This window comes from Pseudomonas migulae NBRC 103157 (assembly GCF_002091715.1).
Taxonomy (GTDB): Bacteria; Pseudomonadota; Gammaproteobacteria; order Pseudomonadales; family Pseudomonadaceae; genus Aquipseudomonas; species Aquipseudomonas migulae_A.
The window spans coordinates 19,949-45,388 of record NZ_BDAG01000016.1; the positions used below are offsets into that span (position 1 = coordinate 19,949).

Genomic DNA, 25,440 nt, shown 5'->3' on the forward strand with positions numbered 1-25,440 from the left:
CAACCGCTTGAGGATAGCGCGGGGGCTCTGGATCGTTTCGCCAGCAAGCCGGCTCCTACAGGGGGGGCGCGTCACCTCGGCTTTGTAGGAGCGAGGCTTGCCCGCGAAGGGGCCCTTGAGGATGGGGTTATTTCGGGTAGAGCGGCGGCAACCCACTGTCGCCCACCGGATCATGAACCCGCTCGGCAATCGGAATCGCCTTGATCGCGCGCCACAACTCTTCACCTTGCCAATGCTGGCCGGTTTCGCTGTACAGCGCGCCATTCAAACCATCCAACGCATCGGACAGCGGCACAAATCGTGCCGCCATGTCGGCCAGGGTTTCCGGTTGTTGTCGGGCCCAGGCGTCGAGGGCCTGGCGGGTGGCGTGGGGGTCGTTGGCCTGGCAAGCGCGTTTGAGATCATCGAGCACGGTGCGCGGGCTCGGGCCGGTCTGGGCTGCGCGCAGAATTGCCGGTTGCCAGCGGGCGCGCCACCAGAGACCGAAGCCCAGCAGGGTGGTGCAGGCCAGAATCACGGTGCTGAGTTTCCACCACCAGAGGGCTTCGTTGTCAGCAGCGGAAATGACCGCCGGCATACCCGTCGGGCTATCGACTAGCATGCCAGGGTTATGCGCCACTTGCAGGGTCCGGGCCGGCAGGCTGGTGTGTTCCAGATGATCTTCGAACGTGTTCCACCAGACCACCTCCACCGCCGGCAACTCGACGTCACCGTTGCGAACAGGCACCAGCGCCTCACGGTCTTCACGGCTGCCGATCAGGCCGCGCTCGCTGTTCTGGTTGACCAGCACGGGCTGATCCGGGTAGCGGCGCAAGCCGTTGACGTCGGTTGCCGGCAACGGTGGCAGTTGTGAACTGGCCAGGCCTTCGGCCTTCAAGGTCAGGCTTCGGGTCAGCGAATCGCCCACCTGCGCGTGATCCGGTTCAGGGTTCCAGCTCTCGCTCAGACTCAGGCTGCGGGCCGGCAACCAAGGCACGTCAGCGGGATAACTGGCGGGTTTGGCCTTGACCGTCAACGGTAGCGCGGCAGAGCTGACGCGCATCAATTTGCCGGACTTCGGCAATTGGGATTCGACGTCCTGGGCTGGTTGCGCGTCCACCAGCGTGGCGCTGAAGATCTGCGCCGGAATGATCAACTGGCCGCTGTGTTGCGGGTAGATCGCATAGCGCAGTTCGATCACGCCGTGGCGCAGGCCGTTGATGTCTTTTTCGTAAGTGCGCGACTCACCCAGTTGCTCGATGCGCGCATCGGGAATCTGCAGCGGGGTCAGGCTGCTGTCGTCGTACAGCGAAACGGAATGGTAGATGCGCAAGGTCAGGATCGCCTGGGCCTGCACGTACACACTGCTCTGATCGAGGCTGGCATCGATGAACACCGGGGCCAGTTTGTTCTTGCTGTCCTGGGTTTCGCTTTCCACCACTTGCAGGGTGATCGGCTGGCTCTGCACGTCGCCCAGTTGCAGCGGGGGAATCACCACGCTGCCGTTCTGGCGAGGCAGCAGGGTGATGATCCAGCGGGTGGTGGCGCGGTTGTCGCCATTAATGGTGGTCAACTGGTTGACCTGGCGGGTGCCGCGCACGTCGAACAGCGGCTCCAGCGCCGTCAGGTCTGGCTTGCCGAACTGCGTCACGTCGTTGGATTCCAGGGTCAGCTCGACCGTCTCGCCGGAGTTCAGGCGACTGCGATCGACACTGGCGACCAGCCCCGCAGCCTGGGCCTGTACAGTCCAGAGAAACATGGCAAGCAAGAAAGCGGTGAAGCGGGTCATCGAGTTTTTTCCTGATCCTGATGTTGTTGCTGTTCGTACCAGAATTTGCGCCTGAGCAATTCTCCCGGGTCATCCGGGATCTTGCGCAGCCATTGCTCCAGCGCCTGGCGCTGCTCGCCATCAATGGCATCGCTGGCCGGGCGCAACGGCGGGGTGGTGCTCTGTTCGTCGCCCAACTCGCTGCCGGGCACCTCATTGGTTCCGGGTCGGGCCGGGGTCGTATCCGACTGTTCCGCTTCGGGTGTAGCCGTCTGGGTGTCGGACTTCGGCTCTCCACTGTTCGACGGTTGGGTGGCGGCGCCGGGCGGCGGTTCCTGCGGGGTCCCGGTTTCGTCGCCTGCGGTTTTGTCCGGTTCGACGGGGGCCGGTGTGTTTTTCTGTTTGATCAAGCTTTCCACCAAGGCCTTGTTGGTCAGCGCCGGGCGCAGGTCCGGCTGACGTTCCAGCGCCTGTTCGTAAGCATCCAGCGCGGCTTCCAGCTCACCGCTTTTGGCCAGGGCGTTGCCACGATTGTAGTGGGCGTGGGCGTCATTGCCCTCGGCGAACCGCTGGGCGGCGCCACTGTAGTCGCCGGCCTCATAGAGCGCCACGCCTTGCCATTGTCGATCTTCGAAGTGTTGCGCAGCTTCGGCGGGGCGCTTCTTCTTGAGCAGGTGCAGACCCTGTTGATCCGGACGCAGCCACAAGTCTTCGAAGTCGAAGGCGTAGCTCGGTTGTGGAAAAAGGAACAGCAGCGGCAAGCAAAACAGCCAGCCGCGACGCCCGGCGCAGGCCGCCAACAGCAACAGCGGCAACAACAGCCAGTAACCCTGATCGGCCCAGGTATCGAGGCGCAAGGACTGGCCGTCGTTGCGCAGATGGCGTGGGCTGTCGAGCAGGCCGAGGCCGCGCAGGTCGGCGTCGTCCAGCCGCGCATGCCGATAACGCCCGTCGAGGCCGTTGGCGAACGCTTTCAGGCTTGGCTCGTCCAGGTGCGGTACCAGAATCGCGCCCTGATCATCCTTGAGGAAACTGCCGTCTTCCTGTGTGATCGGCGCGCCTTCGGCGGTGCCGATGCCGAGCATCAGGAACTCTGTCGACTTGCCGTCCAGCACTTGCTGAATCCCTTCGCGTTCCAGCTCGGTCAGGGACGAGCCGATCAGCAGGATTCGGCCGTCACCCAGCGCGCTCTGATTCAGCAGCGCAAGAGCCTTGGTCACTGCGAGGTCGGCGCGATGGCCGGACTGGGGCATCAGCGACGGTTTGAGCGCATCCAGCAGATTACGACTGGTGGAGAGGTCATCCGACAGGGGCACCAGCGTGTGCGCGCTGCCGGCGTAGACAACGATGGCGGTTTGGGCATCGCTGCGATTCTGCAGCAGGTCGAACAGCTTGCGCCGGGCCTGTTCCAGCCGGTTTGGCGTGACGTCGGTGGCGAGCATTTCCGGGGTCAGCTCCAGAATCACCACCAGCGGGTCGGCCGGTTTTTGACTGGCTTGTTCGACACGCTCCCAGCTCGGTCCGAGCAGCGCCAGTATCGTCAACAGCCACGCCACGCCGAGCGCGACCCACGGCAGTTTGCTGTCGCGACCGCTGCCGCCGCTGAGTAACGCGGAATGGAAGGCCGGCGGCAAAATCATCTGCCAGCGCCCGGCGCGCTTCTGTCTATGCCAGAGCTGCCAGAGCAACCAGCCGAGCAGCGGCAACAGCAGCAGCCACCAAGGGCGGAACCAGTAAGGCCACAGCGCACTCATCGGCGCCTCCGCAGGCGCAGGCGCTTGAGCCGTTGGCGCCAGTCAGGCAGTGGCGTCTGCAAGAACAGGTCTTTGGTAAACAGGCGCTGAAACGGGTTGTCCGGCCAGCGTTCGCGCACGACCAACAGCACGCTCAACAGCAGCGCCATCGCCAGTGGCCAGTGATACAGCGTCTGCGCCGGGCGGGCCTGAGTCGGTTGCTGAGTCACAGGCTCCAGTTGATCGAGGGTTTCCTTGATCGCTTGCAACTCCTTGCCGTCGCGAGCGCGAAAATACTGGCCACCCGTGGCGGCGGCGATGGCCTTCAGCGCAGGCTCGTCGAGGTCCAGGCTCGGGTTGATCCCGAGGAATCCCGCGGTGCCGCTTTCCTCGGGATCGGCGCCGATGCCGATCGGGTAGATTTTCACGCCTTCCTTGGCCGCCAGCCGCGCCGCCGTCAACGGATCGATTTCGCCGCCGTTATTGGCGCCGTCCGTGACCAGAATCAACACACGGCTTTGCGCGGGGCGCATGCGCAGGCGTTTGAGCGCGAGGCCGATGGCGTCGCCGATGGCAGTGTTCTTGCCGGCGATTCCGATGCGCGCTTCGTCGAGCCAGACACGCACGGTGCGTCGGTCAAACGTCAGGGGGGCCTGCAGGTACGCCCGACTGCCGAACAGGATCAGGCCGACACGGTCGCCTTCGCGACTCTCCAGAAAATCGCCGAGCAAATGTTGAACCAGCGTCAGGCGGCTGACCTCATCGTCCTGCCACTGCATATCGGGAAAATCCATGGAGCCGGAAACGTCCACCGCCACCAGCAGGTCACGGCCGCTGGCGGCAATCGGCAACGGTTCGCCGAGCCACTGCGGACGCGCCGCGGCGATCAGCAAAAACAGCCATAGCAGCAGGAACGGCGCTTGCTGGCGCCAGGCCGGCAGATTGGCGCGAGCGCGGCGCCGGGCCAGGCCTTCGAGGTCGCTGAGGAAGCTGACTTTGAGCGCCGGTTCGCCGCTGTCGGCCACTGGCAGCACAATGCGCATCAGCCAGGGCAGCGGCAGCAGGGCGAAGATCCACGGCCAGGCGAACTCAAACATGTTTGCGAATCCACGTGTCGACGGCTTGCGTCAGGCCGGCAATGGCCTTGTCGTCGAGTTTGCATTCGGGTTTGTAGGCGCCTTCGACCAGCACCATCCAGCGCGTCAGGCCAGCGGCCGGGCAGCGGTTGTCGAGGAAGGCCAGCCATTTGCGCCCGTTGAGGATGTGGCTCTGGCTGTAAGGGTAATGGTTGCGGCACAGGCGTTTGAGCAGGCCGTTGAGTTGCTGCAGCCAGGCGCCGGCCGGTGCGCCGTCGTACGGTTTGGGCATCAGCGCCAGTTCGGCCAGTGCGGCGAGGCGTACCGGGTCCAATGGTTGTTCGGCGCGCACGATGGGGCGCTTGCTCGGCAGGAAACGCCGCGCTTTCCACAGGCCGAAGCCGATCAGCGGCAGCAACAACAGCAATAACCACCAGCCCGGTGCGGGTGGCCAGAAGCCGATCGGAGGAGGGGAAATCAGCGGTTGCAGTTGATCGAGGCTGCTCATCGATGTTTCCCCGGTTTCTGCGGGTTCAGGTACTCGCGCAGTTGTTCGACCATTTCGCTCTGGGTGCTCAGGGGCATCAACAACACCCGCAGTTTTTGCGCGAGCAATTCCCAGTGGGCGATGCGCGCTTCTGCCTGGGCGCGGTAGGTCTGGCGCAGGTCGAAATTCAGCGTGTCGAGCTCCAGTTGCGCACCGCGTTCGATAAAGCGCAAAAGGCCGGCAGCGGGCAGGGCGTGGTCCAGTGGATCGGACAGCGGCAGCAGCAACAGGTCGCAATGGCGGGACAGCAGGCTCAGTTGCTGCTCGGAGCCTTCGGTCAACGCGCGTTCGTCGCAGATCACGATCACCAGGCTGCCAGGGCGCAGCACCTCCCGGGCACGACGCAGGGCCAGGTTAAGGGCGTCGCGGTCCTGTTCGCCTTCGGTGTGCAACGACTGATTGACACGCACCAGTCGGTTGAGAAATTGCAGCAGGCTTTGTTTGCTGCGCCGGGGCTTGATTTCGTAGTGTTCGTTATCGCCGAACACCAGCCCGCCGACTCGATCGTTATGGCCGAGGGCGGCCCAGCCAATCAGGCTCGCGGCCTGGGCGGCGAGCACCGATTTGAACATCAGCCCTGAACCGAAAAACAGCCGTCGGCTTTGCTCGACCATGATGAAAATCGGTCGCTCGCGTTCTTCGTGGAACAGCTTGGTGTGCGGCTCCTGTGTGCGAGCAGTGACGCGCCAGTCGATGCTGCGCACGTCGTCGCCGGCCTGATAGACCCGCACCTGATCGAAGTCGACGCCACGGCCACGCAATTTGGAGTGGTGCAGGCCGATCAGCGGGCTGCGCTGGCTCGGCGTGGAAAACAGCTGCACTTCACGCACACGATGGCGCATCTCGATCAGCTCGGCGAGGCTGACCCGGATGCCCGGCTCGGGCGGCAGCGTGGCGTTCATCGGGGTCAAGCGACGGCTACGACGTCGAGAATCCGCTGGACGACCCGATCCTGGTCGATGCCCGCGGCTTCGGCTTCAAAGGAAAGAATGATGCGGTGACGCAGCACATCGAACAGCACCGCCTGAATGTCTTCCGGGCTGACGAAGTCGCGACCGGCCAGCCAGGCGTGAGCCCGGGCGCAGCGATCGAGGGCAATCGAGCCACGCGGGCTGGCGCCGTAGGCGATCCACTCGGCCATCTCCGGGTCGAACTTGGCCGGGGTGCGCGTGGCCATGACCAGCTGCACCAGGTATTCCTCCACGGCATCGGCCATGTACAGACCGAGGATTTCCTTGCGTGCGGCGAAAATGGCCTGCTGGCTGACCCGGCGCTCGGGTTTGGTCTCGCCGTTCAAGGCTTCGCCACGGGCCTGCTGCAGGATGCGCCGTTCTACGGCCGCGTCCGGGAAACCGATTTTCACGTGCATCAGGAAGCGATCGAGCTGGGCTTCAGGCAGTGGGTAAGTGCCTTCCTGCTCGATCGGGTTTTGCGTGGCCATCACCAGGAACAGCGGCGAAAGTTCATAGGTGCTGCGCCCGACACTGACCTGACGCTCGCCCATGGCTTCGAGCAGCGCTGACTGGACCTTGGCCGGGGCACGGTTGATTTCGTCCGCCAGCACCAGGTTGTGGAAGATCGGGCCTTGCTGGAACACGAAACTGCCGGTTTCCGGGCGATAGATTTCCGTGCCGGTGATGTCGGCAGGCAACAGGTCAGGGGTGAACTGGATGCGATGGAACTGGGCTTCGATACCTTCGGCGAGTTCTTTGATGGCCTTGGTCTTGGCCAGGCCCGGCGCGCCCTCGACCAGCATGTGGCCGTCGGCAAGCAAGGCGATGAGCAAGCGCTCGATGAGTTTTTCCTGGCCGAGAATCTGCGTTGAAAGAAAGGTTCGCAGCGCAAGCAGCGCTTCACGATGTTCCATCGATGACTGTTCCTGGAAAGGGTGACCGAAGACGTTCGAATAACGCCAGGGCTGGGGGCGTTACTTTAATCCATCGCGGGGGGCGGCGACTAACGGCATTTTGTGCAAAGTGCGGGAATAGATGGGTGAAAGTGTTGGAAATTTGTGCCGGTTGCAGAGCCGTGCTGTTCTCTCGGGCCTCTTCGCGAGCAAGCCCGCTCCCACAGTTGACCGGATTGCCTGATCGAAATGCGGTCAACTGTGGGAGCGGGCTTGCTCGCGAAGGGGCCCGCTCAAACCCCATCAAAGCTCGCTGATGTAAGTCCCGATCCCCTTGAGGATGTTCTGCAAAGTCTCTTCCACTTCCGCCAGATCACTCACATCCGTGTTGTGCGTGATCTCCAGCGAATCATCCCCATTCAACGCATCCGCATCCGCGGCGGCGATTTCGATCTTCAGCAGCGTAGGGCTCAGCGTCACTTTCACGCCGTCCAGCGTTGAAGGCTCGCCATCAAGGGTGATCTCCAGTTCATCCTCGTCGGGATAGCGGGCCATCAGGAACATGTCGCCCTGTTCGCTATGGCAGCAGAGCATGGCCATGTTGTCTTCTTCCTCGTCACACGGGTTGACGATCAACAGGGAGGTGGTCATTTGCATGGGAAAATCCTGGCTCGGCGAGCGTTGTGAACACAACAAAAGGCGATTCTGCCAGCCCCCGGGAATTTCTGCTCGGCTGACTGTCAGAGAATGTGTCGTGAACATTCGGGGGGCTGCTGGTCATTTCTGGCACGAATGCGCCGTAAATCCGGGCATAAAACGCCCAATTTCCTACACGACTGCTAGTGTTGTTCGATGCACGGGCCTTGAGCTGCGTGCCGATGACCGAATATGTCGCAGCGCTGCAAGCACGGGCCTTGCCGCACTCGTTAAGCTGCGCAACGGATGAGCACCTGTAAAGACATTGCGCTATCGGTTCGCCAGTCGTTTTTGCAGATGCCCATTCATGGAAGGTGAATGTGACCTGAGTGTCTCGTCCAGCTTCACCCACCTGTCACCCTGTTTCCTCTGCCCGAGAATCAGGAACAGGGTGACGGATCGCCCCGAAAGGGGTTTTGCACGCGACGCTTCCATCAATAACAAGCCCAAGCGGAGTACCACAGATGGCGTTCTTCACCGCAGCCAGCAAAGCCGACTTCCAGCACCAACTGCAAGCGGCACTGGCGCAGCACATCAGTGAACAGGCACTGCCACAAGTGGCGCTGTTCGCTGAACAATTTTTCGGCATCATTTCCCTTGACGAGCTGACCCAGCGTCGGCTGTCCGACCTCGCTGGCTGTACCCTTTCTGCGTGGCGCCTGCTTGAGCGCTTCGATCACGCGCAACCGCAGGTTCGCGTCTACAACCCTGATTACGAACGCCACGGCTGGCAGTCGACCCACACCGCGGTCGAAGTGCTGCACCACGACCTGCCATTCCTGGTGGACTCGGTGCGTACCGAGCTGAACCGTCGCGGCTACAGCATTCATACCTTGCAAACCACGGTGCTGAGCGTGCGTCGCGACAGCAAGGGCGAATTGCTGGAAATCCTGCCGAAGGGCACCCAGGGCGAAGGGATCCTGCAAGAATCCCTGATGTACCTGGAAATCGACCGTTGCGCGAACACCGCGGAACTGAATGTTCTGAGCAAAGAGCTGGAACAGGTTCTCGGTGAAGTCCGCGTTGCGGTCGCCGATTTCGAGCCGATGAAAGCCAAGGTCCAGGAAATCCTGACCGGCCTGGACAACAGCCAGTTCGCTGTCGACAGCGAAGAAAAAGCTGAAATCAAAAGCTTCCTGGAATGGCTGGTGGGCAACCACTTCACGTTCCTGGGCTATGAAGAATTCGTGGTGCGCGATGAAGCCGACGGCGGCCACATCGTCTACGACCAGGATTCGTTCCTCGGCCTGACCAAACTGCTGCGCACCGGCCTGACCTACGATGACCTGCGCATCGAAGACTACGCCGTGAACTACCTGCGCGAACCGACCCTGCTGTCGTTCGCCAAGGCTGCGCACCCGAGCCGCGTGCACCGTCCGGCGTACCCGGACTACGTGTCGATCCGCGAGATCGACGCCGACGGCAAGGTCATCAAGGAATGCCGTTTCATGGGCCTCTACACCTCGTCGGTGTATGGCGAGAGCGTGCGGGTCATCCCGTACATCCGTCGCAAGGTCGAAGAGATCGAACGCCGTTCCGGCTTCCAGGCCAAGGCCCACCTGGGCAAGGAACTGGCGCAGGTGGTCGAAGTGCTGCCGCGTGACGACCTGTTCCAGACTCCGGTCGACGAGCTGTTTGCCACCGTCATGTCGATCGTGCAGATCCAGGAGCGCAACAAGATCCGCGTGTTCCTGCGCAAAGACCCGTACGGTCGCTTCTGCTACTGCCTGGCTTACGTGCCGCGCGACATCTATTCCACCGAAGTGCGCCAGAAGATCCAGCAAGTGCTGATGGATCGCCTGAAAGCCTCGGACTGCGAGTTCTGGACCTTCTTCTCCGAGTCCGTGCTGGCCCGCGTGCAGCTGATTCTGCGCGTCGATCCGAAAAACCGCCTGGACATCGACCCGCAGCAGCTGGAAAACGAAGTCATCCAGGCGTGCCGCAGCTGGCAGGACGACTATGCCGCACTGACTATCGAGAGCTTCGGCGAAGCCCACGGCACCAACGTGCTGGCCGACTTCCCGAAAGGCTTCCCGGCCGGTTACCGCGAGCGTTTTGCCGCGCATTCGGCTGTGGTCGACATGCAGCACCTGCTCAGCCTGAAAGAAACCAATCCGCTGGTGATGAGCTTCTATCAGCCGCTGGGTCAGGTTTCCGGCAAGCGCGAGCTGCATTGCAAGCTCTATCACGCCGATACCCCGCTGGCGCTGTCCGACGTGTTGCCGATCCTGGAAAACCTCGGCCTGCGCGTGCTGGGTGAGTTCCCGTATCGCCTGCGTCACAACAATGGCCGCGAGTTCTGGATTCACGATTTCGCGTTCACCGCGGCCGAAGGCCTGGAACTCGACATCCAGCAACTCAACGACACCTTGCAGGACGCCTTCGTCCACATCGTGCGTGGCGATGCCGAGAACGATGCGTTCAACCGTCTGGTGCTGACCGCCGGCCTGCCGTGGCGCGACGTGGCTTTGCTGCGTGCCTACGCCCGTTACATGAAACAGATCCGTCTGGGTTTCGACCTGGGCTACATCGCCAGTACCCTGAACAACCACACCGACATCGCTCGCGAGTTGACCCGGTTGTTCAAGACCCGTTTCTACCTGGCTCGCAAGCTTGGCACTGACGATCTGGAAGACAAGCAGCAACGCCTGGAACACGCGATTCTGAGCGCACTGGACGACGTCCAGGTGTTGAACGAAGACCGTATCCTGCGTCGCTACCTGGACCTGATCAAGGCGACCCTGCGGACCAACTTCTACCAGACCGATGCACACGGTCAGAACAAGTCCTACTTCAGCTTCAAGTTCAACCCGCACCAGATTCCAGAGCTGCCGAAGCCGGTACCGAAGTTCGAAATCTTCGTTTACTCGCCTCGCGTCGAGGGCGTGCACCTGCGCTTCGGCAACGTCGCTCGTGGCGGCCTGCGCTGGTCTGACCGTGAAGAAGACTTCCGTACCGAAGTCCTGGGCCTGGTAAAAGCCCAGCAAGTGAAGAACTCGGTCATCGTGCCAGTGGGCGCGAAGGGCGGCTTCCTGCCGCGTCGCCTGCCACTGGGCGGCAACCGTGACGAGATCGCGGCCGAGGGCATCGCCTGCTACCGCATCTTCATTTCGGGCCTGTTGGACATCACCGACAACCTGAAGGACGGCGCGCTGGTTCCACCAGCCAACGTCGTGCGTCATGACGACGATGACCCGTACCTGGTGGTCGCTGCGGACAAGGGCACTGCAACCTTCTCCGACATCGCCAACGGCATCGCCATCGATTACGGCTTCTGGCTGGGTGACGCGTTCGCTTCCGGTGGTTCTGCCGGTTACGACCACAAGAAAATGGGCATTACCGCCAAAGGCGCGTGGGTTGGCGTACAACGTCACTTCCGCGAGCGCGGCATCAATGTCCAGGAAGACAGCATCACCGTAGTGGGCGTCGGCGACATGGCCGGTGACGTATTCGGTAACGGCTTGTTGATGTCCGACAAACTGCAACTGGTCGCTGCGTTCAACCACCTGCACATCTTCATCGATCCAAACCCTGAACCGGCGAACAGCTTCGCCGAGCGTCAGCGCCTGTTCGATCTGCCACGTTCGGCCTGGTCGGATTACGACACCAGCATCATGTCCGAAGGCGGCGGGATCTTCTCCCGTAGCGCGAAAAGCATCGCGATTTCCCCGCAGATGAAAGAGCGCTTCGACATTCAGGCCGACAAGCTGACCCCGACCGAACTGCTGAATGCCTTGCTCAAGGCCCCGGTAGACCTGTTGTGGAACGGCGGTATCGGTACTTACGTCAAAGCCAGCACCGAAAGCCACGCCGATGTCGGCGACAAGGCCAACGATGCACTGCGTGTGAACGGCAACGAACTGCGCTGCAAAGTCGTGGGCGAGGGCGGTAACCTCGGTATGACCCAACTGGGTCGTGTCGAATTCGGTCTCAATGGCGGCGGTTCCAACACCGACTTCATCGACAACGCCGGTGGCGTGGACTGCTCCGACCACGAAGTGAACATCAAGATCCTGCTGAACGAAGTGGTTCAGGCCGGTGACATGACCGACAAGCAACGTAACCAGTTGCTGGCGAGCATGACCGACGAAGTCGGCAACCTGGTACTGGGCAACAACTACAAGCAGACTCAGGCCCTGTCCCTGGCGGCGCGCCGTGCTTTCGTGCGGATTGCCGAATACAAGCGTCTGATGAACGATCTGGAAGGCCGCGGCAAGCTGGATCGCGCCATCGAGTTCCTGCCGTCGGAAGAAGCCATCAACGAGCGTCTCGCGGAAGGCCATGGCCTGACCCGTGCGGAGCTGTCGGTGCTGATCTCCTACAGCAAGATCGACCTCAAGGAAGCGCTGCTCAACTCCCTGGTGCCGGACGACGACTATCTGACGCGCGACATGGAAACCGCTTTCCCGCCGAGCCTGGTGAGCAAGTTCTCCGAAGCCATGCGCCGTCACCGTCTGAAGCGCGAGATCGTCAGCACCCAGATCGCCAACGATCTGGTCAACCACATGGGTATCACCTTCGTTCAGCGACTCAAAGAGTCCACCGGCATGAGCCCGGCGAACGTGGCCGGTGCTTACGTGATCGTGCGTGACATCTTCCATCTCCCGCACTGGTTCCGTCAGATCGAAGCCTTGGACTACCAGGTTTCGGCCGACGTACAACTGGAGCTGATGGACGAGCTGATGCGTCTGGGCCGTCGCGCTACGCGCTGGTTCCTGCGTGCCCGTCGCAACGAGCAGAACGCTGCCCGCGACGTCGCGCACTTCGGTCCGCACCTGAAGGAGTTGGGGCTCAAGCTCGATGAACTGCTGAGTGGCGAGATCCACGAAAACTGGCAGGCCCGCTACGAGGCGTACGTCGAAGCCGGTGTGCCGGAGTTGCTCGCGCGCATGGTGGCTGGCACCTCGCACCTGTACACCCTGCTGCCGATCATCGAGGCTTCCGACGTGACCGGCCAGAACCCTGCGGACGTGGCCAAGGCCTACTTCGCTGTGGGCAGCGCGCTGGACATCACCTGGTACCTGCAACAGATCAGCGCACTGCCGGTTGAAAACAACTGGCAAGCCCTGGCCCGTGAAGCGTTCCGTGATGACGTCGACTGGCAGCAACGTGCGATCACCATCTCCGTCCTGCAACAGGGCGACGGCACTCAGGACGTGGAAACTCGCCTGGCGCTGTGGATGGAAGAGCACGAAGGCATGATCGAACGCTGGCGCGCCATGCTGGTGGAAATCCGTGCCGCGAGCGGTACCGACTACGCCATGTACGCGGTGGCCAACCGTGAACTGCTGGATCTGGCGTTGAGCGGGCAGGCGGTAGTGCCTGCCGCTGCTGCTACCGTCAGCGCTGAGCTGGAACCGGCGGCCTGATCAGTCGCTGAATGAAAAAGCCCCGCATTGAGAGATGCGGGGCTTTTTTTTGTTTGAATGTTTTGTGGTGTTTGGGCAGGCCCCATCGCCAGCAAGCCGGCTCCTACAGGTTTTGTGTCGATCACAGGGTCTGAGAACGACTTAAGACCTGTAGGAGCCGGCTTGCTGGCGATGGGGCCATCTGCCTCAATACAACTTCCAGACAGCTTTATTATCAATCATCGACACTTTATCTGTCGGCTCGGTCAATAAATTACTGAGTGACTGGTCAAACTTCTGCAGCGCCCGAACTTGCACATTTTGCTGTTCGTTAATATCCGCCACAATCTCTTCGCTGCGTTTATAGTCCGCCCACACGGGACTCAATGCTTTCGCGTCATGCCCTTGCGCAGTCCCTATATAGTTGAAGTCGGCATCATAAAAAACCGCACTCACATCAGCCTCGACGTCTGAACTGCGCGAAGTGATCAATTGGCTGCGGGTGTCGATAATCGCCACCATGTCCGGTTTCGCCGCCCTGAGGCTTTGCAGATCCGGGTACACCGTGACCGAGCCGAACTGGCGCTGCAACGAGGCCTTGACCCAATCCACCGCCATGTCGGGTTTGGAGGTGGCAACGTAGGCATCATGAATCGGTTTCACCAGCAGGCTCTGGCCGAAACCGGTGCCGGCATTGGCCTGGTAATCCTGAAGATAAGCGCGGTTGGTCTGGGTGTTGCGGCTGTAAACAATGCCCAGCGATACATGGCTGCCGCTGGCGACATGGGTGGCGCTGCTACGGCCGACGGGTGAGGTGAAGATCCCGTCGAGTGAAGAAACAGCGGTTGGCGCAGTGGGAATTGAACATCCGGTTAAAACAGCGGTGATCGCCAAAGTACTGACAAGTGCAAGTTTCATGGGTGTTTCTCCAGTGAAACAACTTGAGTCGCCAAGTGTTAGTTGCCGAGTGAGTCGGCGGTGTTTTCAGACTAAACCTGTGGGCACTGAATGAAATAGCCAATAAACGCACTTGTCAGGTGACCATAGTTTTTGTTTGGTTTAAGTCGTTGTGTTTAATTGCGCAGGGAAATAAACAGGCCCGAATGTTAGATTCGGGCCTGTTTATTTATGGCTGAACGCTCAGCCATCAGTTTTCCAATGGGATCAACACTTTTTCGTCGGGGGACAACACCATGAATACCAAGAGTTTGGCCGGCTTGGTCGCACTGGCATTTTTGGAGACCAGATGCTCCGACCCGGCCGGTTCATACCAATACTCGCCGGCCTTGAAGGTTTTCGGTTGCTCGCCTTTCACTTGAGAAACGATCGATCCCGAAAGCACGTACGCCATGGCCGTGCCTTCATGTTTGTGGGCGATGGAGGATTGGCCGGGTTTGTAGTCGACCTCGATCATCAGCGCCTTTTTACCCGGGACGTTCTTGAGTACTTCATCCTGCAGGATCGTGACTTTTTCCGAGGGGTCGTGGGCGAATGCCGAGGCAGATACGGTCAGGGCGAAGACGGCAAGCGGGGCAACAAGTAAACGCAAAACTCTCATGATTCATCACCTGGGGGGTTAGTTGTCAGGAACAACGTTAGTCCGCCAGTGACGGCAATCAAACAGCCAATTTACGAGAAGGCCAGGGGACCAATCGGGATTTGCGCCAGGCAATGCAAAAGCCATAGGAGCCGGCTTGCTGGCGATCGCATCACCGCGGCGCATCAGCTGCACCGCGGTGATGCGATCGCCAGCAAGCCGGCTCCTACCGTTCAATGAATCGGAAAGCTGTTGAAGTCGACGGAGTTGGCCAGTCGACTGTCGATAAGGCCGATAAAGCCTTGGACTTCAGGGCAGTTGAAATGCATCTGCATGGCCGCTTCCGATTGCCAGCGGGCGCTGACGTTCCAGCGGTTGCTGTCCTCGGGGCAGCGGTCGACCATATAGGATTCGCAGCCCGGTTGTTCCCGCAGGGTTTCGACAATCTTTTGCAGTTGCCTGCCCAGTTCGTCCGAGCGGCCGGCGGCGGCCTGCACTTTTACGGTATTGATCACTTCGTTGGACATTGCTCACACTCCTGAATCAGGCCGGACGAATCCTGCTCATTGAGGGATAACGCATATGCAGGATAGGCCCGCACCCTGGGACCGCCAATAGCCAATCGCCGGATAAAAACCCAGACCAATCTGTCAGGCGACCTGTTGCAAAATGTCCCGCAGGCGGTCCAGGGCGGTGTCGATGTCGAGGGTTTCAATGGCGCCAAAGCCCATGAGAAGCCCGGCCTGTGGCGCTTGTTGATAGTAAAAGTCCTCGATGGAGTACAGGCCGACTTCGACCTTTTTCGCCAATTCGATCACCAACGGCATATCGATAGGCACTTTGCACATGAGCACCATGTGGAACCCGGCGGTGCTTGGGATGGCTTCGAACCAAGGGGACAGGTCTCCCGCAACACGTGTCAGGATTCGCTCACGACGCCCGGCGTAGATCGTATGGCAACGGCGAATGTGCTTGAGCAGGCAGCCTTCGGCGATGAACTTGGCCAGTGCCCACTGGGGCAGGGTGGAGGTATGCCGGTCGGTGAGTTGCTTGGCCTGGATCACCGCTTCGAGAATCGCTGGCGGCAAAATCGCGTAACCGAGGCGCAACTCCGGCAGCAAGGTTTTCGAAAAGGTCCCGACGTAGGCGACGATCCCGCGTTCATCCATGCTTTGCAGGGAATCGGTGGGCCGGCCTTCATAGCGAAATTCGCTGTCGTAATCGTCCTCGATGATGATCGCGCCCAGCTCATACGCGCGCTCCAGCAACGCCAATCGCCGCACCTGGCTCATCGGCATGCCCAGCGGAAATTGATGCGACGGCGTGACATAAATCAGTTGCGTACCGAGGGGGATTTTGTCGACCTGAATGCCTTCGGCGTCGACCGGCACGCCGATCACCGTGGCGCCGTGGCTGCCGAACAGCAGGCGCGCGGGCGGGTAGCCGGGGTCTTCCATGGCGACGATGCTGCCGTGGCGGGTCATCACGCGGGAGATCAGGTCCAGCGCCTGTTGCGCGCCGTTGCACACCACCACGTCTTCGTCCTGACAGTTCACACCACGGGAAAATGCGATATGCCGGGCGATCGCGTTGCGCAGCGCCGGAAGTCCTTCGGGCAGGCTGTAGAAACCCTTCGAACCGGTCATCTGCCGCAAGGCGTGAGAGGTGCAGCGTCGCCAATCGTCCTGCGGAAACTGGCCCTTGCTGGTGGCGCCGCCGATGAAGTCATAGCGCAGCGAGCCTTCCAATGTCGGATGACGCAAAAACACCGGCAGGTTGCGCCACGACTCGATGACCTCGGCGCTCGCCAACTGTGAATGGCTTTGCTTGGGCAGCGCTTTTGCGGTCCGGGCATTGACGTAAGTGCCTTTGCCGATCACGCCGGTGAGGAAGTTTTCATACGTCAGTTGCGCGTAGGTGTCGGAAATGGTCTTGCGCGAGATGCCCAGCTGTTCGGCCAGCAATCGACTGGGCGGCAGCTGCGTCCCGGCTGCCAGACGGCCGGATTCGATGGCGCTGCGCAGTTGGTTGTACAACTGGCCTGCCAGGTCCTTGCGGCCGTTGATGACAACATGAAGTTCCATGCCGGCGGGGCTCCTTGTAGCGGTTGAGACGCGTGTGCGTCGCGTCAGATTACCCGCAAGCACCGCTGCGCAGAAGTTGCGTGGATGAAATACCGCGGATTGGACTGTTGCCGGGTGGTCCACCGGAATTTCGCTGAATTGGATCTGTAACGCTTGCGCATCAGCGCCTAACTTGACAAGCATCTATCGATCCACGAGGCACGCCATGACTTCCCGCCTGGATTACTACAGCGCGTCGCCCAAAGCGATGAAAGCGATGATTGCCATGGAGGCGCTGACCAGCAACCTGAGCATCGAGCCGGCGCTGCTGCACCTGATCAAGATCCGCGCCTCGCAGCTCAATGGCTGCGCCTTCTGCACCGACATGCATTCGGTGGATGCGCGGCGCCTCGGCGAGACCGACCGGCGCCTGTATTCAATCGTGGTCTGGCGCGACAGTGGTTTCTTCAACCCACGGGAGCGCGCGGCGCTGGCCTGGACCGAGGCGGTGACCTTGCTCTCGCAAAGCCATGTGCCTGACGACGTCTACGCCCAGGCCCGGGAGCAGTTCAGTGAAAGCGAAATGGTCGACCTGACCATCGCCGTCACCACCATCAACAGCTGGAATCGCCTGGCCGTGAGTTTTCGCCAAGCGCCCAGTGCATGAGTTCACTTGAGAAATTCCTCAGGCGAGCAAGAAATCCCCTCGCCACAAGTTTGTGTGCCCGCACTTAAGTGAACAGCATTCCAGCGGTTGTCACAGCAGGTTCATGAACGGTGCGCAGGATGAGGTTTTCAAAGGACATATCGACAGGGAGTCATCGATGTCATTCATGGAAACCTCAGGGCGCCAAATCCCCGCCGAATACCGTCCGTCGCTAGCAACCACGCCGTCCTTGCGTGCGCGGGCCTCGGCGATTGATCCGCAACTGGCGCAGGCGTTCACGGTCAGTGCTCGCTGCGGCTGTTTCATGCAGGCGGCCCGCAGCCTCAACATCAAGGCGACCTTGCTGCGCAAGCAACTGGCGCAGCTCGAAGCGCAACTGCACTGTTCGCTGTTCAGCCATTGCGACAATGGCATTACTCTCAGCCGTGAAGGCTTGCAGCTTCAGGCGCAGTTGATCGCATTGGCTCATGAGCGCGATTTGCCGGTGATCGAGCAACCGTTGGTGCGCCTGGCCGTGGCTGAATCGATCCTGCACGACATTCTCGGTCGCGACCTGGTGGCCTTGTTGCGCCGCAACGCCAGCGTCCGCCTGGACATCATCACCCTCGACAGCGAACTGGCGCTGCAAGCCGTCAGTGCCGATGTGGTGGTGTGGCTGGCCGGCATCGAATCGCCGCGGCCGAGCCCGAGTTTTGCTGTCAGCGAACCCCGCCGCCTGGCGCGGCTTGACTACCAGCCGCACATCGCCAAGCGCTATTCAAGGACGACGTCGCGCCCGGACAGTCTCGATGACCTCGCCGATTTCCTGTTGGTGCAATGGCCGTCTCACCGTCAGGTCGAGAGCTTCGTGCCGTGGAATGCGTTGGTGGAGCAGCGCCTGGCCGGTGTGGTGCAGCTGCATTCCTATGAGCTGCTGCTGGAGATGATTCGCTGCAGCGCCTGCATCGGTTTGCTGCCCGGTTACATCGGTCACTTTGATCGCGGTCTCGTTGCGTTGCCGGGGTTGTTTGGCCAGCCGATGCAGCGTGAGGTGTGGATGGCGGTTAATGTGCAGTCCGAGGGCGAAGCGCAGGTGCAGATGATCGTCGAGCTGATCCAGAACACCTTCAACGAGCGCCGGGAGTGGTTCGAAGGCTGAACACTATCCAGTAATGCGGGAGCGGGCTTGCTCGCGATAGCGGTGCGTCAGTCAACATTGATAGCGACTGACCTACCGCTATCGCGAGCAAGCCCGCTCCCACATTTTTGGTTCTCGCTATGCCGGAAGATTGCGTTGTAGAGTGAGCGGCCATGTCTGTCTCAAGGATGAATCACCCATGCCCGTCACTGACGCTGTCATCACCCTCGAACGCTTCGACGAATCCCATCTCGAAGGCATCACCGCGCTCTACAACGAGCCGGCGGTTACCCGGCAGGTCCTGCAAATGCCGTTTCAATCCATCGAGCTCTGGCGCAAACGCCTGGCGTCGGACAACGAACGCGAAATCAAACTGGTGGCGCTGCATCAGGGGCTGGTGATCGGCAGCATTGGCCTGGAGCAGTTTTCGCGGATCCGTCGCAGTCACGCCGGCAGCTTTGGCATGGGCGTCTTGTCGGCATGGCAGGGCAAGGGCGTTGGTTCGAAGCTGCTGGCAACGGCGCTGGACATCGCCGACAACTGGATGAACCTGCAACGGGTCGAGCTTTCGGTGTACGCCGACAACGAAGCGGCCATCGGCTTGTACCGCAAGTTCGGCTTTGAAACCGAAGGCCTGTTTCGCGACTACGCCGTGCGTGACGGAAGGCTGGTGGATACCTTGAGCATGGCGCGTCTGCGTCGCTTGCCCAAGGCCGGTTGATCACTGCGCCAATGCGAACGGCACCGCCGCCTGCGCATGCAGTTCGGTGGTGTCGAGCAGGGGCAGGGCGCTGTACTCGGGGTTGATCAGCAGGCCGGTTTCCGTGCAGCCAAGGATGATGGCCTGGGCGCCGCGCTGGCTCAGGGATTCAATGACCTGCCGATAGATCCGGCGATGGTGTGCTCCTGTTGATGGCTACCCCTGGGCCGCGAGTGTCTCGAGATGTGACCGCCCATGCAATTGACTTGTACGGGCGGCGCGCGCATCTGCCATGCTCGAAGTCCGCAGCACTGCTTCAACCAAAGGAACACCGCAATGGACGACGTACAGCAACTGGGTGAGATGCTTCGCCACTACGCAGACAGCGAAGCGCACAAAAAACAACTGTTCGAGTCACAGTCGGCCGTGTGGGCGACGCGCATTGGCGAGCTGTTCGATCAGATCCAGCAATGGCTGGAACCGGTCAAGGCGCCGAACCTGCTGGAAGTGAGCCGTGAAGCCTACGTGGCCTCGGGACCCAGCGTTCCGGTCGAGACGTCGACGTTCAAGACCGAGAAGCTCGGTATCGTGATCGCCGGCAAACCGGTGGAGTTCGTACCGGATGTGATGGGCGCGGGCGGGCAGATTTCCCTGGCCGTGATGGGCCTGACCGCTGCGCGCTATGGCAGCATTTCGCTGGTATGCCTGCCGCCGTCGAGCAGCTGGCAATGGCGCAAGACCAATGGTTTGAAAGACCCGGACACCTTTGCCTTCGACGCGAATTTTCTGGCGCAGCAGTTGCAGAGCCTGATTCCTAGAGATCGCAGCTGAACCCCTGTGGGAGCGGGCTTGCTCGCGAAGGCGGCGTGTCAGGCGACATCAATATTGACTTTACCGACGCCTTCGCGAGCAAGCCCGCTCCCACAGTGATCTGTGGTGCATCAGATGTCGAGGTTTCCCCACCCGGGTTTTGCCACTTGCGGCGCAACCGCTTTCACGACTTTCCCCGTCGCCAATTCCACCCGCCGCGCCACCTCCGGGTCATCGGCAAAAGGCATCAGGCTTGCCTCTTCCAGGCTCTGCGCCGTCTGCTGTTTAAGGCAGTACTCGACCGCCAGCCAAAGCCCCGCCACGCCTAAACCATTGAGCACCATCTCGATCATTTCCAGCTCCTCGCCTCAGGCAATCTGCGCTTCACGTTCAGCCATCGCCACATCGGACACCCGCACGGTGCGCCAGGCGTTGTACGCCATCAGCAGCATGCCGCTGAGGAAGAACACGCCGCCGGTAAAACGCACTACAAACCCCGGATGACTGGCCTGCAGGGCTTCGACGAAAGAGTAGGTCAGCGTGCCGTCGTCGTTGATCGCGCGCCACATCAGGCCCTGAGTGATGCCGTTGACCCACATCGACGCGATGTACAACACAGTGCCGATGGTCGCCAGCCAGAAATGCAGGTTGATCAGCGGTGTGCTGTACATCTGCTCACGGCCAAAGACTTTCGGAATCATGTGGTAGACCGCGCCGAAGGTGATCATCGCCACCCAGCCAAGGGCGCCGGCGTGCACGTGGCCGATGGTCCAGTCGGTGTAGTGGGAGAGGGCGTTGACGGTCTTGATCGCCATCATCGGGCCTTCAAAGGTCGACATGCCATAGAAGGCCAGAGACAGCACCAGAAAACGCAGGATCGTGTCGGTGCGCAACTTATGCCAGGCGCCCGACAGGGTCATCATGCCGTTGATCATCCCGCCCCAGCTCGGCGCCAGCAGGATCAGTGACATCGCCATGCCGAGCGACTGCGCCCAGTCCGGCAGCGCGGTGTAGTGCAAATGGTGCGGGCCGGCCCAGATATACAGGGTGATCAGCGCCCAGAAATGCACGATCGACAAGCGATAGGAATACACCGGTCGCCCGACCTGCTTCGGCACGAAGTAATACATCATTCCCAGAAACCCGGTGGTCAGGAAGAAGCCCACCGCGTTGTGCCCGTACCACCACTGCACCATGGCGTCGGTGGCCCCGGAATACACCGGGTAGGACTTGAACCAGTCCACCGGGATCGACAAGTGATTGACCACGTGCAGCATCGCGATGACCACAATGAACGCGCCGAAAAACCAGTTACCCACGTAGATGTGTTTGGTCTTGCGCTGCACCACGGTGGTGAAAAACACGATGGCGTAAGCGACCCAGACCACGGTCATCCACACCGCGCCGGAGAACTCGATCTCGGCGTATTCCTTGGTGGTGGTGTAGCCCAGCGGCAGGGTGATCAGCATCACCACGATCACCGATTGCCAGCCCCAGAACGTGAAGGCGGCGAGGGTGTCCGAATACAGCCGCACCTGGCAGGTACGCTGCACGGCGTAGTAGCTGGCGGCGAACTGCGCGCTGCCGGCAAAGCCGAAAATCACCAGACTGGTGTGCAGCGGTCGCAACCGGCCGAAGGTGGTCCACGGCAGGTCGAGGTTCATCTCGGGCCACACCAGTTGCGAGGCGATCCACACCCCCATCGCCATCCCCACGACGCCCCAGACAATGGTCGCCACGATGAATTGGCGGACGACCTTGTAGTTATAGGCCTGTCCGATTGTTGCTGTGCTCATGGTCAATGCTTCCACGGTTGCAAAGTCTTGCCAGCCCACCCGGACTGGCATGCAACCCCACTGTAGAAACCCTGCCCTAAACAAAACAGACTCAGAAAAACCGAGTTTATACGGATCAGATACGGCGCCTGCCTGCGGTGATCGGCTGCGCGCTGATACGGTTTTTTTGCGTTTAGCTGAATCTGTAACGTACTGCGCTGCAGGTCCATAGTCACACCCAGAAAACGAGCCGCAGAGCGGGATGCCGATCCGTTGGGGAAAATTGAACTTGCAGGAGCCGGCTTGCTGGCGATGACGTTCTCGAGGGCGCCATCGCCAGCAAGTCGGCTCCTGCGAAAAGCGCCTCACACGCTCAACTGACCGACATCAGCCACAGAGCCCGATCAATCCTGATGAGGTAGCCACATGTATCAGTACGACGACTATGACCGGGCGCTGGTCTTCGAGCGGGTTGCGCAGTTTCGCGATCAGGTCGAACGCTTTATGGCGGGCGAATTGAGCGAAGAGGAATTCCTGCCGTTGCGCTTGCAGAACGGCCTGTACATGCAAAAACACGCGTACATGCTGCGCGTGGCAATTCCCTACGGCACGCTCAGCGCCCGGCAGATGCGCACGCTGGCGAGCATCGCCCGGGATTACGACCGCGGTTACGGCCACTTCACCACCCGGCAGAACATGCAGTTCAACTGGATCGAACTGGCCCTGGTGCCGGAGATTCTCGAACGCCTGGCCGAGGTGGAAATGCATGCCATCCAGACCTCCGGCAACTGTGTGCGCAACATCACCACCGAAGCCTTCGCCGGGGTGGCCGCGGACGAACTGATCGACCCGCGACCGCTGGCGGAAATCCTGCGCCAGTGGTCGACGATCAACCCGGAATTCCTGTTTCTGCCGCGCAAGTTCAAGATCGCCATCTGCTCGGCCGAACAGGACCGCGCGGCAATCATGATGCATGACATCGGCCTCTATCTTTACACCGGCGCCGACGGGCAAATGCTCCTGCGAGTCATCGTTGGCGGTGGCTTGGGACGCACGCCCATCCTTGGTTTGCAGATTCGCGAAGGCTTGCCGTGGCAGCACTTGTTGTCCTACGTCGAGGCGGTGCTGCGGGTTTATAACCGCCACGGCCGGCGCGACAACAAGTACAAGGCGCGGATCAAGATTCTGGTCAAGGCGCTGGGCATCGAAGCCTTTGCCAGGGAAGTGGAGGAGGAGTGGCAATACCTCAAGGAGGGTCCGGCACAATTGACCGGCGTTGAATACGAGCGTGTCGCCAGTGCCTTCGTGCCGCCGGATTACCGTTCGTTGTCCGACACCGATCTGGAGTTCGGCACACGCCTGGCCGAGAACCCGACGTTCGCCCGCTGGGTGTCGCGCAACGTCCAGCCGCACAAGGTGCCGGGCTACGCCAGTGTGGTGCTGTCGACCAAACCGGGCATCGCCTCGCCGCCAGGTGACGTGACTGGCGAGCAAATGGACGTGGTGGCCGGGTGGTCCGAGCAGTTCGGTTTTGGCGAAATCCGTATCGCCCATGAGCAGAATATTGTCCTGCCGGACGTGCCGAAGGCAGATCTGTTCGCACTGTGGAGTCGGGCTTGCGAGCACGGGCTGGGCAGCGCCAATGTCGGTTTGCTGACCGATATCATCGCTTGTCCCGGCGGCGACTTCTGCGCCCTGGCCAACGCCAAGTCGATCCCGATTGCGCAAGGCATTCAGGCGCGTTTCGAAGACCTGGACTACCTGCATGACCTGGGCGATATCAGCCTCAACATTTCCGGTTGCATGAACGCCTGCGGCCATCACCACATCGGCAACATCGGTATTCTTGGCGTCGACAAGAATGGCAGCGAGTGGTACCAGATCACGCTTGGCGGCGCTCAGGGCAAGCACAGCGCGTTGGGCAAAGTCATCGGTCCGTCCTTCAGCGCCGTCGAAGTGCCCGACGTCATCGAGCGGATCATCGCCACGTTTGCGCGCTACCGCGAGAGCGAAGAATTGTTCGTCGACACCTTGCAACGCATCGGTCTGGAACCGTTCAAGGAAGCGGTTTATCCGAAGGTGCTGGAGGTGTCGGCATGAACAATCTGCTGCGGCTGGAGGCGGGTGAGGCGCGGATTGTTGCTGACGATCCGTGGACGTTGATCAGGGATATCGAGGCTGAACAGCCCGCAGGTCAGCTGATTGTGCCGCTGGCCCGTTGGCTGGAAGACCCGCAACAGCATGGGGTCTGGTTGGGCCCGGACGACGAGGTGGAGTGCCTCAAGCCGTGGTTTGCGCAGTTGCCGCTGATTGCCCTGGATTTCCCGAGTTTCCGGGACGGACGCGCCTATAGCCAGGCGTACCTGTTGCGCACTCGATTGGGCTGGACCGGCGAATTGCGCGCGGTCGGCGACGTGCTGCGCGATCAGCTCAGCCACATGCGCCAATGCGGTTTCGACAGCTTTGCCGTGCGCGAAGACAAGTCCGTCGAAGATGCGCTCAAAGGGTTGGCGGGCATGAGCGTGTTGTATGGGCGTTCAGTCATTGAGCCACGGCCGCTATTCCGACGTCGCTGAACGCGACAGGATCAAAAGATCGCAGCCTGCGGCAGCTCCTGCGCCACCGTGCACGTAGGAGCTGCCGCAGGCTGCGATCTTTTTTTTCTTTGGGCAGTGATCCCGTTTTGATAGAGTCCGCGCCTCACAAGGAAGTCAGTAAAGAAAGGAGTCTGGTTTGTGCGCGGGCAATAAAATTCTGGGGCTGATCGCACTGGTGCTGATGACGGCCCTGTGGGGCAGTTACTTTTATCTGTTTCAGGAAAACCGCAACGGGCAACTCGGGGAGGCTTCCGACAGTTCTGCCTGGTGCGGAACGCCACCGACCAGCGATGTGGCGGCCCTGGGCAAGGATTGGCTGACACTGCGCATCACTAACACTGTGCGCGGCGAATTCATGCTCTCGGGGGCGGTCATCGTGTCCGAGCGGACCTTCGACCGTTATGACCTGGGTCGCAACGAATTGCGCCTGCGCCTGGAGCCGCTGCAGTGGTCATACGGCGTCACGCCGATTTTCCTCGAACAGGTCAGGATCAAGCCCCTGAGCCGCAATCTATCTTCACTCGACAAGAGCGCCTACGCCGAGCTTGAAGCCCGGCCCATCGGCGTCCAGGGCAGGGCGCAAGCGTTTCCGTTCGATAGCTATCGTTATGGCTACAAACCCGTGGTGTATATCCTCAAGGGCAATGAACGGATTGATCTGAAGTTCAAGCGCATCACCACCCGCATGGAGATGTCCAACACCTTCACGCCGATTCAGAAGTACAACCGCGCCGAGTACATCAATGAGAAGAATTCACTGGTTCGCGAGGAGGATTACAAACCTTACGCGGCCAATGAATGCGCGTTCAGCGTCGAGCGCAAAGACTCGTTCAAGGTGATCGTGCTGCTGTTGTTGCTGGTGATCTGCCTGCCGCTGATGCACGTGTTCTATCGTGACGAGCCGGGCATCGACTTTCTGGCGACGCTGGTGAGTATCGGCGCGATCCGGGTGCTGCTGGTCGGGCCACTGACTGACTTTCAGCTATACAACATCGACTTCCTGTTCGGTGCCGCGATTTTGCTGGTGGGCACGGTGTCGTTGATCAAGGCGATGCGGGCCAATAGTCGGCGGGAATTGGCGGCGAAGAGTGGTTCGTCCTGGTGATTGATACCTGAAGCCGTGTCGAAGCCATCGCCGACACGGCCTCGTATTGTGCCAACGAATGAATATTGAGATTTAT

Annotated in this window: 21 protein-coding genes and 1 pseudogene; 8 read left to right on the forward strand and 14 right to left on the reverse strand. The window is 60.7% G+C overall.

The window, feature by feature from the left end; genetic code table 11:
- Positions 1-127 precede the first annotated feature (127 nt).
- From PMI01S_RS14185 to PMI01S_RS14215, 7 genes are all read right to left on the reverse strand, one after another.
- Positions 128-1,768, reverse strand: coding sequence for a BatD family protein (locus tag PMI01S_RS14185; RefSeq protein WP_084320630.1), 1,641 nt, complete (start codon positions 1,766-1,768; stop codon positions 128-130).
- Complete coding sequence (locus tag PMI01S_RS14190) at positions 1,765-3,501, reverse strand: tetratricopeptide repeat protein (RefSeq protein ID WP_084320631.1); 1,737 nt, start codon at positions 3,499-3,501, stop codon at positions 1,765-1,767. Before PMI01S_RS14190 ends, PMI01S_RS14185 begins: the two co-directional genes overlap by 4 nt.
- The gene (locus PMI01S_RS14195; protein WP_084320632.1) at positions 3,498-4,577 is read right to left on the reverse strand and encodes a vWA domain-containing protein; all 1,080 of its coding nucleotides are present in this window, start codon (positions 4,575-4,577) and stop codon (positions 3,498-3,500) included. Before PMI01S_RS14195 ends, PMI01S_RS14190 begins: the two co-directional genes overlap by 4 nt.
- Positions 4,570-5,064 (reverse strand): DUF4381 domain-containing protein, encoded by a 495-nt coding sequence (locus PMI01S_RS14200; RefSeq protein ID WP_084320633.1) that lies wholly within the window; start codon positions 5,062-5,064, stop codon positions 4,570-4,572. The genes PMI01S_RS14195 and PMI01S_RS14200 overlap by 8 nt, the downstream gene beginning before the upstream one ends.
- Positions 5,061-6,005, reverse strand: coding sequence for a DUF58 domain-containing protein (locus PMI01S_RS14205; RefSeq protein ID WP_084320634.1), 945 nt, complete (start codon positions 6,003-6,005; stop codon positions 5,061-5,063). Before PMI01S_RS14205 ends, PMI01S_RS14200 begins: the two co-directional genes overlap by 4 nt.
- Positions 6,006-6,010: 5 nt before the next feature.
- Positions 6,011-6,970 (reverse strand): AAA family ATPase, encoded by a 960-nt coding sequence (locus PMI01S_RS14210; protein WP_008150800.1) that lies wholly within the window; start codon positions 6,968-6,970, stop codon positions 6,011-6,013.
- Between the two features lie 282 nt (positions 6,971-7,252).
- On the reverse strand, positions 7,253-7,606 hold the full coding sequence (locus PMI01S_RS14215) for a hypothetical protein (protein WP_084320635.1): 354 nt from the start codon (positions 7,604-7,606) through the stop codon (positions 7,253-7,255).
- A 503-nt stretch (positions 7,607-8,109) separates the two neighbouring features.
- On the opposite strand from PMI01S_RS14215, the gene PMI01S_RS14220 reads away from it, so the two are divergent.
- Entirely contained in the window at positions 8,110-13,014 is a 4,905-nt protein-coding gene (locus PMI01S_RS14220; RefSeq protein WP_084320636.1) for an NAD-glutamate dehydrogenase, read from the forward strand.
- Between the two features lie 186 nt (positions 13,015-13,200).
- Here the strand turns inward: PMI01S_RS14220 and PMI01S_RS14225 are convergent, their stop codons facing one another.
- The 4 genes from PMI01S_RS14225 to pdxR form a co-directional block, all read right to left on the reverse strand.
- Positions 13,201-13,911, reverse strand: coding sequence for an ATPase (locus tag PMI01S_RS14225; protein WP_084320637.1), 711 nt, complete (start codon positions 13,909-13,911; stop codon positions 13,201-13,203).
- 229 nt (positions 13,912-14,140) lie between these two features.
- Positions 14,141-14,551 (reverse strand): cupin domain-containing protein, encoded by a 411-nt coding sequence (locus PMI01S_RS14230; RefSeq protein ID WP_084320638.1) that lies wholly within the window; start codon positions 14,549-14,551, stop codon positions 14,141-14,143.
- 212 nt (positions 14,552-14,763) lie between these two features.
- Entirely contained in the window at positions 14,764-15,057 is a 294-nt protein-coding gene (locus PMI01S_RS14235; protein WP_084320639.1) for a putative quinol monooxygenase, read from the reverse strand.
- Positions 15,058-15,180: 123 nt separating this feature from the next.
- On the reverse strand, positions 15,181-16,614 hold the full coding sequence (gene pdxR, locus PMI01S_RS14240) for a MocR-like pyridoxine biosynthesis transcription factor PdxR (RefSeq protein WP_084320640.1): 1,434 nt from the start codon (positions 16,612-16,614) through the stop codon (positions 15,181-15,183).
- Positions 16,615-16,819: 205 nt separating this feature from the next.
- On the opposite strand from pdxR, the gene PMI01S_RS14245 reads away from it, so the two are divergent.
- The 3 genes from PMI01S_RS14245 to PMI01S_RS14255 all read left to right on the forward strand — a co-directional run bounded on the left by PMI01S_RS14245 (position 16,820) and on the right by PMI01S_RS14255 (position 19,098).
- The gene (locus PMI01S_RS14245) at positions 16,820-17,260 is read left to right on the forward strand and encodes a carboxymuconolactone decarboxylase family protein (RefSeq protein ID WP_084320641.1); all 441 of its coding nucleotides are present in this window, start codon (positions 16,820-16,822) and stop codon (positions 17,258-17,260) included.
- 157 nt (positions 17,261-17,417) lie between these two features.
- A complete protein-coding gene (locus PMI01S_RS14250; RefSeq protein WP_084320642.1) occupies positions 17,418-18,398 on the forward strand; it encodes a LysR substrate-binding domain-containing protein in 981 nt (326 codons plus the stop codon).
- 178 nt (positions 18,399-18,576) lie between these two features.
- Entirely contained in the window at positions 18,577-19,098 is a 522-nt protein-coding gene (locus PMI01S_RS14255; protein ID WP_084320643.1) for a GNAT family N-acetyltransferase, read from the forward strand.
- Here the strand turns inward: PMI01S_RS14255 and PMI01S_RS14260 are convergent.
- A pseudogene (locus tag PMI01S_RS14260) lies at positions 19,099-19,272 on the reverse strand (aspartate/glutamate racemase family protein); the annotation flags it as partial. It abuts the gene before it with no gap.
- A 141-nt stretch (positions 19,273-19,413) separates the two neighbouring features.
- Between PMI01S_RS14260 and PMI01S_RS14265 the strand changes: the two are divergent.
- Positions 19,414-19,908, forward strand: a complete 495-nt coding sequence (locus PMI01S_RS14265) for a hypothetical protein (RefSeq protein WP_084320644.1) — start codon at positions 19,414-19,416, stop codon at positions 19,906-19,908.
- Between the two features lie 110 nt (positions 19,909-20,018).
- Here PMI01S_RS14265 and PMI01S_RS14270 read toward each other — a convergent pair whose 3' ends face one another.
- The gene (locus tag PMI01S_RS14270) at positions 20,019-20,240 is read right to left on the reverse strand and encodes a hypothetical protein (RefSeq protein ID WP_084320645.1); all 222 of its coding nucleotides are present in this window, start codon (positions 20,238-20,240) and stop codon (positions 20,019-20,021) included.
- 15 nt (positions 20,241-20,255) lie between these two features.
- A complete protein-coding gene (ccoN, locus tag PMI01S_RS14275) occupies positions 20,256-21,683 on the reverse strand; it encodes a cytochrome-c oxidase, cbb3-type subunit I (protein WP_084320646.1) in 1,428 nt (475 codons plus the stop codon).
- Positions 21,684-22,088: 405 nt separating this feature from the next.
- Between ccoN and nirA the strand changes: the two genes are divergently transcribed.
- The 3 genes from nirA to PMI01S_RS14295 all read left to right on the forward strand — a co-directional run bounded on the left by nirA (position 22,089) and on the right by PMI01S_RS14295 (position 25,364).
- The gene (gene nirA / locus PMI01S_RS14285; RefSeq protein WP_084320647.1) at positions 22,089-23,762 is read left to right on the forward strand and encodes a nitrite reductase NirA; all 1,674 of its coding nucleotides are present in this window, start codon (positions 22,089-22,091) and stop codon (positions 23,760-23,762) included.
- Entirely contained in the window at positions 23,759-24,238 is a 480-nt protein-coding gene (locus PMI01S_RS14290) for a DUF934 domain-containing protein (RefSeq protein WP_084320648.1), read from the forward strand. The genes nirA and PMI01S_RS14290 overlap by 4 nt, the downstream gene beginning before the upstream one ends.
- Positions 24,239-24,395: 157 nt before the next feature.
- Positions 24,396-25,364 carry a hypothetical protein gene (locus PMI01S_RS14295; RefSeq protein ID WP_084320649.1) on the forward strand — a complete coding sequence of 323 codons (969 nt, stop codon included), beginning with the start codon at positions 24,396-24,398 and terminating at the stop codon, positions 25,362-25,364.
- Positions 25,365-25,440 lie beyond the last annotated feature (76 nt).